The sequence below is a fragment of the Legionella quateirensis genome (assembly GCF_001467955.1).
GTDB classification, from domain to species: domain Bacteria; phylum Pseudomonadota; class Gammaproteobacteria; order Legionellales; family Legionellaceae; genus Legionella; species Legionella quateirensis.
Genome location: NZ_LNYR01000012.1, coordinates 450,530 through 466,318 on the forward strand (window position 1 = coordinate 450,530; position 15,789 = coordinate 466,318).

Below are 15,789 nucleotides of genomic sequence, written 5' to 3' on the forward strand. Positions count from 1 at the left end.
GGAAACAATGGAGTTTGTTGCCATTTCGATCCCGTATTACGCTTCGCTAATACGGGCTACGAAAAGAGTCAATCTAGTCTCATGCACATTCGGAATAATTAAGAATATTGTTCCTAAGTTAGCGTTCAGCTGACACCCTGCTGTTCACGTCAACAACCGTTCAATGTCAAGAATACTAACTCAGCCACTGCTCAATATTGTTAAAAATTCTCTGTTGCATCGGTCCAGGAGTTTTTTCGTATTCAAACGCCTCTTGAGTAATCATTTCATAAAGCTGAATGTAGCGCTCAGCCAAAGTAACAATTAATTTTTTGGGAGCTTTGGGCAATTCTTTATCATTATAAGGATCGCAATGCTCAACAAACCATAATCGCAGAAATTCTTTATCTATATTTTCAGGTTCCTTTCCAGCATCAAATCGCTCTCTATAACTGGAAGACAACCAGTAACGACTTGAATCAGGAGTATGAATTTCATCGACCAGAACAATATTGCCGTCCTGATCACGACCAAATTCATATTTGGTATCAACCAGAATCAGCCCATGCTGAGCAGCGACTTCCATTCCATGTTGAAATAGTTTCAATGCATAAGAACTGGCTTCATCCCAATCGGCTTGAGTCATCCAGCCTTCTGAAACGATTTCTTTTGGACTTATTGGACGATCATGTTCCGTTTCTTTAGTCGTTGGGGTCAGAATGGGTACAGGTAATTTTTGATTTTTCTGTAATCCTTCTGGAAAAGACAAACCACAATACGCGCGGACTCCTTTTTGGTATTGAGTCCACAAAGAAGTACTTGTTGTACCAGAAATAAATCCCCTTACTACAAATTCAATAGGAAAAACTTTACATTTTTTGGCAATTACCACATTGGGATCTGGAACAGCGATTAAATGATTTGGAACAATTGATTGAGTATTTTTAAACCACCAGACAGAAGTTAAATTTAATACTTGGCCTTTATAAGGTACTGAAGCCAGTAATCGATCAAATGCACTTTGTCGGTCAGTAGTTACAAGAATTAATTTATCCCCCAAGTCATAAGTATCACGAACTTTTCCTTTATATTTTGTACCAAAAGTAAAATCCGTTTCGGTTAAACAATAGGGCATTGCAGCAGTTATAGCATTTTTATCAGGAGTTTTCATATTCATAGCAGTCATGGGCACATGGATTAAAGATAATATTTGAATTGAATATCAATTCCTTAAGGTCGGCAATCTTATCGTGTTCACTTTCAAAAAGCCACAAAATACCGTGCTGTATCTCTTCTATACCATCAAGGGAAAAATGATCCAAAAGCATTTGTTTTTTTTGCTGTCCGAATAGATCATCTTTAGGCTTAACTAAAAGAGCGAGATTGGAATCTCTGGATACCTGTTCAGGTTCAACCAGGTATTCTTTACGCACATTATATAAAACTCCAGTTTGCTTTATCTGTTCTAAAAGTTCTGATGATTGACAATTAATCTGCCAATGAACAATCCTGCTGACTCGCACTGGCAGGCCTGATTGTCTTAAGGTATTTTGTACAGTTAACGCATGATTATCGGTAATAATATAGCGTACCAACAGTTCATATCCTGGCTGTTCTTTTGGGTATGTACGTACTGGTATTGATTCTGGTATATAAGACAACTCACTAGGAATAAATTCTTTACGATCCAGTATGTACTCTTTCATCGATAAAAAAATAGCATCTCCAGCTGATGTTCGTTCGGGATGAGGCATCATGGCCATTACGTTCCCGGACTTATTCATCACTGCTGCTGTATTAAATACTGAACCATTGGGATTAACGGGAAAGTTATCAATAATATTTCCCTTTTCATCACAATACTGAAATACATTCAGTCCTTCATCCACAATTTCCAGTGCCAGTTGTTCTGGAATTACAAATCGACCTTCAGCATGGGCTATCGGTACGGATAATATAGACTGTTCTGTTAAATGCCGTGTAAACGCATTGCTTCGTGACTGAGTGGTTGGACGCATATGGATCCAGGTATTATAGAAACCGGTTCCCAGTATCTTTCCATCAAGAATACGTCGATTTTCTGTAAGAGCTATACCTGGTTGTTTATTTTTTAATCCAGGTACCATTCCTGTTTCAACTAATATCTGAGCGCCATTACAAATTCCCAATACAGGTTTACCCAGCTCACTCTGTTTTCGAATTTCCTTCATTACAGGATCCAGAGCGGCTATGATTCCTGCTCGGGAGCGGTCTTCATAAGAAAAGCCCCCCACTATCACATATCCATCCATCTCTCGCAAATTGGTATGTGATTCATTCCACAAAAATTCAATGGGTATCATTCCTGCTCGCTTCACGGCAAGCATGGTTTCCCGTTCGCAATTCGATCCAGGAAATTGAACTATCGCAATCTTCATTAGATTAATCTCACAGCAGAAGTACCGGATACAACTTTACCTATCTCGAATAGTGAGAAATCAGTATGCGTTTTTAATACGACATGCATTTCATCAACAACATCCGGGGCTACTATCATTACCAGACCAACCCCCATATTAAAAGTTCGATACAATTCATGATCATCCAGATGCCCCAAAGATTTTAATACATTAAAAACAGGTAATACCGGGCATTTATTTTTCTGAATTTCTACCGCGCAGTGAGCAGGCAAAATCCTGGGGATATTCTCTAATACGCCACCACCACTAATATGAGCCATCCCTTTGATGTTGATTTTTTGGTTTAACATATGAAGGACAGGCTTAGTATAATTGATATGAGGTGCTAATAATGCTTCACCAACCGTCTGAGCCAACTCAGGTATTTTAGAGTCAACAGTATATCCACCTAAATCAAAAAATAATTTCCGTGCAAGAGAGTACCCATTGGTATGCAATCCACTGGATGAAAATGCCATTACTACATCACCGGGTACAATATCAGTACCAAGAACAGCGGATTCTTTTTCAACAACGCCAGTGATAATGCCAACCAAATCATGCTCACCTTTTAAATAAGTGTCTGGCATTTCTGCAGTTTCGCCACCAACCAGAGAGATCTCATTGTCAAGACATGCTTTAGTCATGCCAATAATTATTTCTTCGATATTTTCCGGCTTCAAGCGATCTGTTGCTATATAGTCCAAAAGAGTTAAAGGTTTAGCACCAAGCACAATGATGTCATTTGTAGTAGCACTTACCAAATCAATGCCAATAGTATCAAATTTTTGCATCATTCGAGCTACAATCATTTTGGTGCCAACACCATCTATGCTTTGGACCATGATGGGATGCTTGTAATGCTCCATCAATGGTTTTAAATCATACATAGCCCCGAAGCTGCCAATACCTGTTAAAACCTGTGGTGAAAAAGTCTTCTCTACATTACGTTTGATTCGTCTTACAGCCTCATTACCTGCTTCAATATCGACACCAGCAGTTTTATAATTGATAGTAGTCATTATAATAATCTCTCTCTAAGACCATGTTCCCAGGCGTGTTTTGCTTCATTAACTGACAGGTTAATTTCAGAGTTTATGGAGAGATGAGGCTTCTCCACAGTATGACCTATAGTCCTATAAGGAATATGATGTTTGCTAAAAATCGTATCAATTTGCATGCTGTGTTCCGGAGCCACTTCAAGAATAAATCCCCCGCTCTCAGAAAATAAAAGCTTTTCCACTGGTAAAGTTCCAGGGATTACGACGTTCACGCCTATTGAATTCTTAAAGCTCATCTCAGCCAAAGCTACTGCTACACCTCCATCGGAAATATCATGAGCAGACAAAACCAGTCCTCGCTGGATGGCTTCTGATACTGCCTGAATTTCATTAGTGATGGTCTTTAAATCAGGTTGAGGTACCTGAGACCCGAGTTGATCAAACAATTGATAATAAACACTGCCACCACACTCATCTTTTCGTTCACCAACTAAAATCAGCACACTTGTAGTCTTTTTAAAATCGAAGGTAATTGAATAATCTATATTAGGCAGGGTACCCAGACAACTGATCATGGGACTGGGTGGTATAGAACCTTTAGAAGACTCGTTGTATAAAGAAACATTCCCGGCAATAACCGGTAATGAAGACTCAGGATATTCTTTTAATTTGATTGCCGCACAGGCATCAACAATCCCACGAACTGAGTCAACAAACTCCCCCATCTGTTCGGGTTTTTCAGGATTACCAAAACACAGACAATCAGTGAGCGCTACCGGATTAGCACCTACCGCAGTAATATTGCGAACTGACTCAATAACCGCGTTTACGGCTCCCCAATAAGCATCAATTTTATTATAACGAGGATTGTGATCCAGAGATAAAGCGATTCCTGTTTTGCGAATTTCCTCAGGATATTTATCTTCATTGAAGGGTTGCATTACACCTGCATCAGCCCAACCTGCCTCGATAAAGGTTCGTCCCTGTACCTGTTTGTCGTAGGTTTCAAATACAGGTGCTCTTGAGGCGATATTTTCATGCGCTAATAATGATAATAGAATCTGATTCAAATCTGCTGGCTTAGGCAAATCTGGCTCTGTACCTTTTTGTTGTCTGGAAACAAAAGGTCTATTGTACACTATGCCTTTGGTCACATCAGGTACTTTTGCCCTCACCAATTCTTTTCCCTGATAATTAACTACATAAAGGCCATCAGTTCGAATTTTACCAACAACTGCAGCACAAGCACCATCAGAAACTTGTGGAAGAGCAAAAGTTTGGTTGTAGTGATTCAAGACCATGTCAACCAGATCAGGAGGCACAACCCACATAAAGCGCTCTTGAGTTTCAGAGCACAAAATAACGGATGGATATAAACCTGGCATACCTGTTGGAACTTGTTCCAAATCAATCTCAGCGCCATATGATCCACCGGCTTCAGCCAGCTCTATACTGGCACAAGCGACACCTCCAGCACCTAAATCCTTAAATCCTACTCTATCAATCAGATTTTTTTCTCTAAGAATATGAAACAAAGCATAATTCGCTTTGAGTATATGGCGTTGCAAAAAAGCATTAGGCTCTTGTACTGCTCCCTTGTTTTTCTCACAGGAATCCTCTTCCAAAGTGGTTGAAGCAAAACTGGCACCTCCAAATCCACTGTTATCAGTAGGTTTCCCCACAAGGATGAACACATAATCATCTGCATGTTCAGGAGCATAAGAGTGAATAATATGATCTTCTCTAACTACTCCTAAAGTGACTACGGTAACAAGACAATTTTCATTATATGCAGCATCGTAATACACATCGCCAGCAATATTGGGGATACCTAATGGATTTCCATATCCAGCAATTCCGGCTACTACACCATCTTGAATCCAGTGTGTGTGAGAGCGATTAATATCACCAAACCGTAAACTATCCGCTACAGCGATAACCTCTCCTCCCATACAGCAAACATCTCTCACGTTTCCACCAACTCCAGTAGCAGCACCTTCATAAGGAACAATCTGAGAAGGATGATTATGAGATTCATGACTGATAATAATGCCGTAACGATGACCTTGATTATCCCGTACCACGGATACAATACCTGCGTCTTCCTTTGCGCCAAGGATTACATTTGGGCCATCTGTAACAAACTGTTTTAGATGAACACGACTGCTTTTATAAGAACAATGTTCTGAACCTTGAATAGACCATAAAACACATTCAGCATGACTGGGTGCTCGTTTAAGAAATTCATTCTGAATAGTTAAGGCTTCATCAACTGAGAGGTTAAGATTATGGTCACGAAGAGTTTGCGCGATTTCTTCTCGCGATAACATGGAAAAATCAAGAGTTTCAGTAGGCTTTTGCATGAATTCCTTAGACAAGAAAGTATTAACCTATGAAGGATTAGTCTGACTAATCGCTCCCCCAATATTCAAACGATAAAGTCATTCTGATAATACCCAGAAAAACAATACTGTTTTATTTATCTCGGAATTTGCGCATATTGTATCGGTTTATCTGGGTTTGAAGCAATTAAATTTCAGATTTTTCGTAACTATTTTTATCACCTATTCAACTAATTATCCATTCAATCTGTTTTTTCAAATCAATATGAATTTCAGATAACTCTTCAAGCTCATAATCCATGTAAGGATTAGCCGATGGATCTCTAGCCAGATGATGTTTCATCTGCTCATCTCGAGCTTTATGAAGCCACTCAATCTGAGGAGAAAACAAATGCAGCATCCCTTCGAGCCATCTATCTAAAACCTGCCAATAAGGATCGTCCGTCAAAGTCATCTTGTAACGTTTCAGAAAATAGGAAATATGCTCTGCGTCATACCATATTTCAGAAGTAACCCATCGATTAACCGTAAAAAGTCGTATAGGTAATCCGTATTGATTCATCCCTATTGCGACCAGATGAGTCATGGGATTATCTATATATTTATCCCAGTCTGACAAAGCAGCCGGTTTAATTCGTTTGGGTATGTGCTTGTATCGGATAAAACAATGAAAATGTCCATGTTCAGTGCTTTCAAAATTTTCTCTATGGCAATGATAAAAATACTGGGAACCTGTTGAATGATCAATTCGATCACCCTTTGGGTAATGACTCATTCGCTCATGCTTGCGTTTCTTTCTGAGCGTATAATGAAGTATGTTTTTTCCTTTCGGAGTAATCATTTGTTGTTGGGCTTCAAGAACCTGGGTTGCATAACCCAAAAAAACGTTCTTCCGCCATTTGCTTAACTGGGGTAAAACAAAATTTGAATCAGTTGTCATATTCATTACTACATAAAAGAAAGAGGTAGTTAAAACTACCTCTTTGTTTGAACAAACTAATTACTAGTCACCACTGCAACCGCCACAACCTTTGCAACCTTTGCAACCTTGACAGCCTTTGCAGCCTTTACAGCCAGTACAAGTTGCAGCAGCAGGAGTAGATGTATCATCAGCATATGCTACAGAAACCATAGGAGCTGAAGATAAAGCAGTTAACAGTGCAGCTACAGCCATTGTTGATTTTTTCATAATATTACTTCCTTGATAGTTAAAGGTTTTTATTTTGACCCATTAAGATATTAGCAAACAAATCAATATTTTTCTTCCTTTTTTAATAAAATTTTTTGATTATTTAATAAATAGATTGATTAAATTATAATCTACATGATTTTTGAAGGCTTGACTGCGTTTTTAATTAGAAATATATCAAGCGTGTTTATTGCAGATTTAGGTTAAAATCTGAGCTTTATCAAGGAATTTAAACAGGTCATTCTGCTGAATAAACCTGCTGCATCAAATTCGGAAACCAGGTTTCCGTGCCTGCAATAAAGAGCAGAGTTGGAGTACCTTAATAATGAGTTCTGACTAACAATAATTCCTGACAAAGCTGGATGCATGAATTATGTGTTCATTTTCTCCACCTATTGATAAGAGCCAATTTAATGTTAATACGCCTATCTGCAATAGAACATGTTTAAGCTTCTTGTGAATACTATTCTCCATTTCAATCTAGGATAATTCCTTCTTCGATAATTTAAGTATTATTTTATCAAGTAATCGGGTACTGAGAATTCGTTTCAAAACGATAAATAAATACGCAGGAAAAGTCACCGGATATTTTGCTTTTGGTCTTTTTGCTTCAATGGCATGAACCAGTTTTTTAATTACAGCGACAGGTTTTTTGGTAAACACTGAGTCGGCTTTATTTTGTTTATAGCTTGTTAGCATAACCTCATATTGTTTTTTAAAAAAACTGTTATTTCGATTAATATGTTGCAAGCTTAGATCTACTGCATTTTCTCTAAATCGACTGTCAATTGGACCTGGCTCAATACAAATGACATCTATTCCTGATGATTGGAGTTCTAATCTAAGCGTATCGCTTAGTCCTTCAACAGCATATTTCGATGCATTATAAGCGCCTCGCATAGGCATACTGATAATTCCCAGGATTGAGCTTATATTGATAATTCGTCCACTACCCTGTTTCCTCATTATAGGCACAATCAGATTTGTAAGTTCCAATAACCCAAAGACATTCGTTTCAAACTGTTGGCGAATGACCGTTCGACTGATATCCTCCAGGGCACCTGCCTGACCATAACCTGCATTATTGACTAAAACATCGATACGACCTGAAGTGATTTTTAATAATTCAGTAAATGCACTTGTGATGGATGATGAGTCACTCACATCCATATGAAGTGTTTCTACACCTGTTTCAATCAGTTTGTTCACATCTGCCATTTTACGGCATGAAGCAATAACTCGATGTCCTCTGTTTTTAAGAGCAAAAACAGCGTCATATCCTATTCCGCTCGAACATCCAGTAATAAAAATGATTTTCCCTGGCATGCTAATCACCTTAAATTTGAAATGAAGTTATGCTACTCGCCTCGACCATGAAATGAAATACCCTTGATATGTATTGTACTGTTGCACCCAAACACGTAAAAAAGGATTAAATGATCGATTTTTGAACTACACGAATCAATTTGGTCTATAATTTCAATAAAACAATAATATACAGGAACCAGTTATGAATAATAAAAGGATGTTTAAAACCCATCAGGGATACATGGTTATTGTTTTTTTAGTTCTTTTATTCAGTATTGGTTATAGCAATCAGATAAAAGCAAACTCCAGCCCCTTAACCCCTCAAGGCACGCAATTGGCTTATTTTATTGGATATCATAGTTACAGCAGAAATCCAGCGGTGATCCATGTAACGCCTGTACAACCCATACGAGGCGCTTATTGGACAAGATGGAGCTACATTGGTTATAGCTGCCAGCGAAGTTGCTTAATCGATAAATGGACAGGTCTCACTATTCAATGCAGACAGCGTTGTTAATCGAATTGCTCCTACCCGTCCTACTCAGAAGTCCCAAGCTTACCTGGAATGTAAACAACTTGGTGTAAAGGTCTCATTCCAATGTTGCTCAGCTGACTTGCCTTTTCTGTTCCAAAATGAAGGCCGTAACGAGTGAGAATATAACCTGGATGGAGCGGTATCTCGATGGCTAACTGGCTCCTTGGTTACTATACCCAGATTTCGCTCAAGATTTTGTTTATTATAACGAAAACTTATACGATTAAAGGTTTTCTCAAGATAAGCAGGTAAAGTTTTACCTTTAAAACTCTGTTCTTTTGCTATTGTATTGATTAAATCCGTGCGCTGTTCTTTTTGCTCACACAATATCTTTTGATTATTTTGCAGTGCTTTAGGTATTCTTTTGAATTCTCGCAACAAACTAATCATATAACGATTCCCATATTTCAAATCTCTCGGAATATGCTCTCGATTCTCGACTAATTTATGGAGTTTTTTGAAGTCACTGGAATCCATTTCATGTTGCAAACGATGAATTTCTCTGCGTACTTCCTTTTTCCTGCTTTTCAATACAATATCCTGTTCTCTGATGTGAAGGATGGATTCATTGATCACAGCGATCGCATGATAAGTAAAAATTAATGGTGAAAAATTGGTTTCATTTGAATTGTTTTTAATAAAATTTCTTAAAGCAAGATGATTTTTATGTGGTGAATTTAACTGGCATAACTCATGATAAGTGTTTTGAATTCCTTGAGGTAAACCTTTGATTAAATTAGGGCTTGCTATCAATTGTAAATTGGTAAAAACTAACAAAAAGCCTTCATAACAATGACGTCTTAACAGCACATCCGATATTCCGATCCATCGCCTGAACGCATTCAGTTTTGCATCGGGTTGATCATGATGTTGCTGGATGTCCTGTTTTAGAAAAAACTCCAACTTATTTCTTATATCGAAATAACTATATTGGTTGGAGCTGGATTTATCCTTACATTCAAACCCTTTGGGATCTTTGAAATCGTCTAAGCTCAATGTATAAAATACGTCTCTTAACTTGCAATCAATAATCGATGCATAGTCAGATACAATTTTACTTTCAACATAACTGTACAAAAGTTGATTCTTTTTAGATCTGGCTATTGATTTTTGAATTGATTTATCTGTTAATACCCTATCAAGCTGTTCCGAACAAATCGGGTTGAAAACAAACTGCTGATTACCCATTTGGTTCAACCAATCTCGAAATTTATTACTACGCATTGTTGTAAACTCCCTTTTAACAACATAAATCCGTTTTTAAAGACCAGCTGCATCATGCAAAATAGTCTATTAATCCTTTGGATGATTGTTTTTTAAGTGGGGTAATTAATGCCCCATCTTCAATCTCCTGTCTCGTTTCTTCTTTCACAAAACCATTTGGGTTTTGTTCTGACTGACGTGAATTCCCATCCATTCCTATAGTGACCTCAGCCAAATCCAGCCCTTGATCTGCCATCAGCTCTCTTAACCGCGGTAAGGCCTGATCAACAATATCCCGTACATGGTTGCTATGACTGGTAATATTCACAGAGGCGGAATCCTTAACTACTTTAACACTAATTTCCAATGGCCCTAAATCTTCAGGATTAAGTTTGATTACAGCACTTTTAACACCATGGTGCCCTAACCAAATGATGTGTTCAGAAAATTTATCAGCCCATTGAGCATTACTTAAGGGCAATGATATGTCAATATGTTTCGTTTTATCTGCATCTGTAGAATAATTGGAGTACTGATTATTGAATAATTCAGGTTGAGCCGTAACGTGCTGGTTGTTATTTAATAGAGTAGGTTCTGATTGAGTGTTCAGATCCGCAATGAACCGATCACTGCCTGGCTTATTAATTAATGATTCATTAGAAGCATTTTTTAATTCATTGATAAATTGCTCATTACTTTCGATTATTGGAGTATTTTCGACCTGATGAGCATCAATTTTCTCAGCAGACATTAAATTATTTTGACTGAATTGATCATTTAAGAACTGTTGCTCCCAATGCCTGTTGCTTTTATCTACGAATGACAGCTCGACACCTTCAGTTTCGGAATCCAAAGACATCACGGGATCTGTAGAGGCAGACAATGGTGGTTCAAATTGGTCCGAATCTATCCAGGTAAGAGCAATATTAGAATCCATACTGTCTGCTGGTGAAGGCGATAAATTGACTGATTCAGTCAATTTATCGTCTTGGGGTAGAACCTGACTGATACCCTCCAGCACAGCCTGATCTTTATTACCGGAACAACTCACACTGACGGAATCTAATTTGGCTTCATTCAATTTCTCATTAATTATATCCATATTTTTAGAGTTCATTCCTTCGGGAAGAGCATCTTTTTTAACAGAATCATTTAACAATAGTTCAGTAAACAATAATATAAACGAACCCGGATCGATTACTGTCTCGTTTATTTGTTCATCCTTTTGTTCTTCTTTAGTTTCCAGTGACTCAATTGATTTTATTTGTTCCTGAGTTGCTCCACTAACATCCGATAACTTAAATGAATCCAGAATAAGATTATTCAAATCAATCATATTGACACTCCTTGTGTACTGTTCCCTTTAACTGCAATATTCATACCAATTGCAAACATTACGCAAAAAAAATCAAAGTACTGTTAAGTAATATTTCTTCGGTGTAAATCTCTGTAAAGACATCTACTGTACCTGAAAAACTAATGATAGCCTTCATTTAAAAATAGATTATGAGTATTCCAATATGAATGGATTTTTATTTTCACATGTGCTCACGAAACAAGAAGTTGATGATAAAATCAGCAGAGCAATCAACCTACTCAAAAACATTCCTTCAAAGGAAAAAGTACTGTTTCTGAGTGAGCTGAAGAGTAGATTAAGCGATTTTGAAACAGAACTATTAAGTGAACAATTCACTATTTATGAGAAAGAACACGTATTAATCCAATACAATAGATTTGCAAAAACATTATTGCATTGCCTGAAATCTCCCGAAAATACATCTGCCTCTATTATCTATTATCATCGATTTAAATATTATCCAGTGGGAATAGAGGACACAATGAAGCCTAATCCTTTGCTGCAGAATTCAGCAATCACCACAATGGGAATTGGAGTTGCTTTATTGGCGGCCACAATTCCTGCTTTTATATTCAATCCAGCTATAGGCGCCATATTTCTTTCCATGGCCATAACCCTGCTGTTTCCAAGCTGCTTCTATCTAATGACGCCTGAATCTCCAGATACAACTCGAAAGAAAGCCGAAGAAAAAACGATATTTCAAATGGCTGCTCGGCTCATGAAGCCAGATCTTATATTTAATGATGTATATGACATTCCTGAGTCTTCCTCACCAATCTATGCAACGTAAGTGATATAAACGCCATCAATGGTTCGCCATTACTGATGGAGTGAATAAATCCGATACAAAATTCTAACGATCACAGTTGATTGACTCACTAATGTTCGTAAAGATAATTTATTGTACCGTTGTTCTGAAATAGATAGGGTCTAGTTTAAAAGACCTCATGAAAAATTCATAAATTTAAGCTATTATTATTTTTTTGATTTTGGGAGTTCTTTTATGAAAGTAGGTCATGACAGTCTATCAACAAAAAGTGAATTAAAAGTTGATGGTAAAACCTATCATTATTACAGCTTGAAAGCAGCGGAAAACAAAAACTTCAAAGGGATTAGCAGATTACCCTATTCGCTTAAAGTACTCTTTGAAAATTTATTACGCTTCGAAGATGATAATACCGTTACAACCAAAGATATCAAAGCTATTGCAGACTGGTTGCAAACGAAAACATCACAGCATGAAATTGCATTCAGACCAGCGCGCGTTCTCATGCAGGACTTCACTGGGGTTCCCGCTGTAGTTGATTTAGCCGCCATGCGCACTGCGATTGTCAAAATGGGTGGAAACGCCGATAAAATTTCTCCACTTTCGCCAGTAGATTTAGTCATAGATCACTCCGTTATGGTGGATAAATTTGGTACTAAAGACTCTCTTGAAATAAATACTGAAATTGAGATGGAACGAAATAATGAGCGCTATGAGTTTCTCCGTTGGGGGCAAAAAGCGTTTTCCAATTTTCAGGTTGTCCCTCCAGGTACAGGCATTTGCCATCAGGTGAACCTTGAATATTTGGGGAAAACCGTCTGGAGCAGTGAAAGCGAAGGTCATTTATACGCATATCCAGATACATTAGTAGGTACAGACTCACATACAACCATGATCAATGGTTTAGGGGTTCTTGGTTGGGGAGTTGGTGGTATTGAAGCAGAAGCAGCAATGCTGGGACAACCTGTTTCCATGTTAATTCCCGAGGTTATAGGCTTTAAGTTATCCGGTAAATTAAAAGAAGGCATTACCGCTACCGATCTGGTACTCACTGTCACTCAAATGCTCAGAAAAAAAGGAGTAGTCGGTAAATTTGTAGAGTTTTATGGTCCTGGATTAAATGACCTGCCACTTGCTGATAGAGCAACCATCTCCAATATGGCGCCAGAATATGGGGCAACCTGTGGTTTCTTCCCTGTCGATAAAGAAACCATCCGTTACCTGGAATTGACAGGTCGCGATCAACATACTATCGCTTTAGTTGAAGCTTATGCAAAAGCTCAGGGCATGTGGTATGACCAAAACAGCGAAGATCCCGTATTTACAGATACTCTGCATTTGGATCTGGATACAGTTGAGCCATCATTGGCAGGTCCGAAAAGACCTCAGGACAAAGTCAATTTGACCTCGTTGCCTATTGAGTTCAATCATTTCTTAAAAGAAACAGGTAAAGAATCAGAGAGTAATTCTGAGTTCGAAGTTAAAAACAAAGAGTTTAAAATGAAACATGGCAATGTAGTTATTGCCGCAATTACCAGTTGCACCAATACATCGAATCCTAGCGTACTAATGGCAGCAGGACTCGTTGCCAAAAAAGCAATTGAAAAAGGCTTACAACGTAAGCCTTGGGTAAAATCCTCTTTAGCTCCCGGCTCTAAAGTAGTGACCGATTATTTGAAACAAGCGGGTTTACAAACTTATCTGGATCAATTGGGCTTTAATCTGGTTGGCTACGGTTGTACTACCTGTATTGGTAACTCTGGTCCACTTCCTGATGCAATTGCTCACTGTATTACTGAAAATGATCTCGTTGTTTCTGCAGTTCTATCTGGAAATCGCAATTTTGAAGGCCGTGTTCATCCTCAGGTTCGCGCGAATTGGCTGGCTTCACCTCCATTAGTCGTGGCGTACGCGTTATGCGGTTCAACCTCTATGGACTTAAGCAAGGAACCTTTAGGAAAAGATTCCGATGGAAAAGATGTCTTTCTGAAGGATATCTGGCCTACGAATGAAGAAGTAGCTCTTGAGGTTGCAAAAGTAACGGGTGGAATGTTCCGTAAAGAATATGCTGAAGTATTTCAGGGTGATAGTCATTGGCAAGCCATTAAAACAAGTACAGGTAAAACTTATGAATGGAATCCAGATTCAACTTACATTCAGCACCCTCCTTTCTTTGAAAACCTCAAAGCGAAACCTGACGCAATTAAACCCATTAAACAGGCTTATATTCTAGCTCTTTTTGGTGATTCAATAACGACAGACCATATCTCACCTGCTGGTTCCATCAAAGCAAGTTCACCTGCTGGACTGTATCTAAAATCAAAAGGAGTTGATGAAAAAGACTTCAACTCTTATGGTTCACGTCGGGGAAATCATGAAGTTATGATGAGAGGTACATTTGCCAATATTCGTATTCGCAATGAAATGACCCCAGGTCAGGAAGGTGGAATAACTCGCTATATTCCTACTGGAGATGTCATGCCTATTTATGATGCATCGATGCTTTATCAGGCAGAGCATCATGATTTGGTTGTCATTGCAGGCAAAGAGTATGGTACAGGTTCATCAAGAGACTGGGCAGCCAAGGGAACCAATTTACTGGGTGTAAAAGCAGTAATTACAGAGAGTTTTGAACGCATCCACCGTTCTAATTTGATTGGAATGGGGGTTCTGCCACTTCAGTTCATGGAAGGTATGACACGTAAAACTCTGGGACTTGATGGCAGTGAGCGAGTCAGCATTGAAATATCTGACTCTTTAACTCCAGGCGCAAAAGTATCTGTTAAAATTGAACGTGAAGACGGTCGAGTAGATCACCTTCATGCACTTTGCAGAATCGATACGGCTGACGAACTGGAATACTACAAAAATGGCGGTATTCTTCAGTACGTATTGAGGAATCTTTGCGCCTAAAAGCAATTTAGCCCATATCATTCGATTGGGCTATCAACCTTAAATCATCATCCTGAGTAAAGCGAGGGATCTTCTGAAAGTTGCTGGGAAACAAATCCAATGCCACTTTGAGGGAGATCCTTCACAGCATTCAGGATCTGAGGTACCCCCTCATAATTTATTACACCGAAAATGTATTTATTTAAGTCTTAATAATCAAATTAATACCCGTCTTTGCGAGCAACGCGAAGCAATCCAGAACGGAACCTTATTGGATAAGTACACTCGATTGCTTCGCGTTGCTCGCAAAGACGATAGTTTATACTGAATGGTAGATATTTATCCCCTCATAATTTATTACACCGAAAATGCATTTATTTAAGTCTTAATAATCAATTTAATATCCGTCTTTGCGAGCAACGCGAAGCAATCCAGAACGGAGCCTTATTGGATAAGTACACTCGATTGCTTCGCGTTGCTCGCAAAGACGATGGTTTATACTGAATGGTAGATATTTATCCCCTCATAATTTATTACGCCGAAAATGTATCTATCTAAGTCTTAATAATCAATTTAATACCCGTCTTTGCGAGCAACGCGAAGCAATCCAGAACGGAGCCTTATTGGATAAGTACACTCGATTGCTTCGCGTTGCTCGCAAAGACGATAGTTTATACTGAATGGTAGATATTTATCCCTTCATAATTTATTACGCCGAAAATGTATCTATCTAAGTCTTAATAATCAATTTAATACCCGTCTTTGCGAGCAACGCGAAG

General features: G+C 38.3%; 12 protein-coding genes. 3 read left to right on the plus strand and 9 right to left on the minus strand.

Going from position 1 to position 15,789, the window contains the following annotated elements:
• Nucleotides 1–175: 175 nt before the first annotated feature.
• The 7 genes from Lqua_RS06500 to Lqua_RS06530 all read right to left on the minus strand — a co-directional run bounded on the left by Lqua_RS06500 (nucleotide 176) and on the right by Lqua_RS06530 (nucleotide 8,275).
• Entirely contained in the window at nucleotides 176–1,156 is a 981-nt protein-coding gene (locus Lqua_RS06500) for a phosphoribosylaminoimidazolesuccinocarboxamide synthase (RefSeq protein WP_058473463.1), read from the minus strand.
• Nucleotides 1,137–2,396 (minus strand): phosphoribosylformylglycinamidine synthase I, encoded by a 1,260-nt coding sequence (gene purQ, locus Lqua_RS06505; protein ID WP_058473464.1) that lies wholly within the window; start codon nucleotides 2,394–2,396, stop codon nucleotides 1,137–1,139. The genes Lqua_RS06500 and purQ overlap by 20 nt, the downstream gene beginning before the upstream one ends.
• Entirely contained in the window at nucleotides 2,396–3,439 is a 1,044-nt protein-coding gene (gene purM, locus Lqua_RS06510; RefSeq protein ID WP_058473465.1) for a phosphoribosylformylglycinamidine cyclo-ligase, read from the minus strand. The genes purQ and purM overlap by 1 nt, the downstream gene beginning before the upstream one ends.
• Complete coding sequence (purL, locus tag Lqua_RS06515) at nucleotides 3,439–5,781, minus strand: phosphoribosylformylglycinamidine synthase subunit PurL (protein WP_058473466.1); 2,343 nt, start codon at nucleotides 5,779–5,781, stop codon at nucleotides 3,439–3,441. Before purL ends, purM begins: the two co-directional genes overlap by 1 nt.
• A 205-nt stretch (nucleotides 5,782–5,986) precedes the next feature.
• Nucleotides 5,987–6,700, minus strand: coding sequence for a DUF6969 family protein (locus Lqua_RS06520; protein ID WP_058473771.1), 714 nt, complete (start codon nucleotides 6,698–6,700; stop codon nucleotides 5,987–5,989).
• Nucleotides 6,701–6,763: 63 nt separating this feature from the next.
• Entirely contained in the window at nucleotides 6,764–6,949 is a 186-nt protein-coding gene (locus tag Lqua_RS06525; RefSeq protein ID WP_058473467.1) for a hypothetical protein, read from the minus strand.
• Between the two features lie 480 nt (nucleotides 6,950–7,429).
• Nucleotides 7,430–8,275: an SDR family NAD(P)-dependent oxidoreductase gene (locus Lqua_RS06530; RefSeq protein WP_058473468.1), complete on the minus strand. Its 846-nt coding sequence runs from the start codon at nucleotides 8,273–8,275 to the stop codon at nucleotides 7,430–7,432.
• Between the two features lie 184 nt (nucleotides 8,276–8,459).
• Here Lqua_RS06530 and Lqua_RS06535 point away from each other — a divergent pair, with 184 nt between their 5' ends.
• Entirely contained in the window at nucleotides 8,460–8,774 is a 315-nt protein-coding gene (locus tag Lqua_RS06535; RefSeq protein ID WP_058473469.1) for a hypothetical protein, read from the plus strand.
• A gap of 39 nt (nucleotides 8,775–8,813) precedes the next feature.
• On the opposite strand, the gene Lqua_RS06540 is transcribed toward Lqua_RS06535, so the two are convergent.
• Together Lqua_RS06540 and Lqua_RS06545 are read right to left on the minus strand one after the other, a co-directional pair.
• Nucleotides 8,814–10,016: a hypothetical protein gene (locus Lqua_RS06540; protein ID WP_058473470.1), complete on the minus strand. Its 1,203-nt coding sequence runs from the start codon at nucleotides 10,014–10,016 to the stop codon at nucleotides 8,814–8,816.
• A 52-nt stretch (nucleotides 10,017–10,068) separates the two neighbouring features.
• Nucleotides 10,069–11,331 (minus strand): flagellar hook-length control protein FliK, encoded by a 1,263-nt coding sequence (locus Lqua_RS06545; protein ID WP_058473471.1) that lies wholly within the window; start codon nucleotides 11,329–11,331, stop codon nucleotides 10,069–10,071.
• A 184-nt stretch (nucleotides 11,332–11,515) separates the two neighbouring features.
• Between Lqua_RS06545 and Lqua_RS06550 the strand changes: the two genes are divergently transcribed.
• Complete coding sequence (locus tag Lqua_RS06550) at nucleotides 11,516–12,142, plus strand: lpg1689 family Dot/Icm T4SS effector (RefSeq protein WP_058473472.1); 627 nt, start codon at nucleotides 11,516–11,518, stop codon at nucleotides 12,140–12,142.
• Nucleotides 12,143–12,355: 213 nt separating this feature from the next.
• Nucleotides 12,356–15,031, plus strand: coding sequence for an aconitate hydratase AcnA (gene acnA / locus Lqua_RS06555; RefSeq protein ID WP_058473473.1), 2,676 nt, complete (start codon nucleotides 12,356–12,358; stop codon nucleotides 15,029–15,031).
• Nucleotides 15,032–15,789 lie beyond the last annotated feature (758 nt).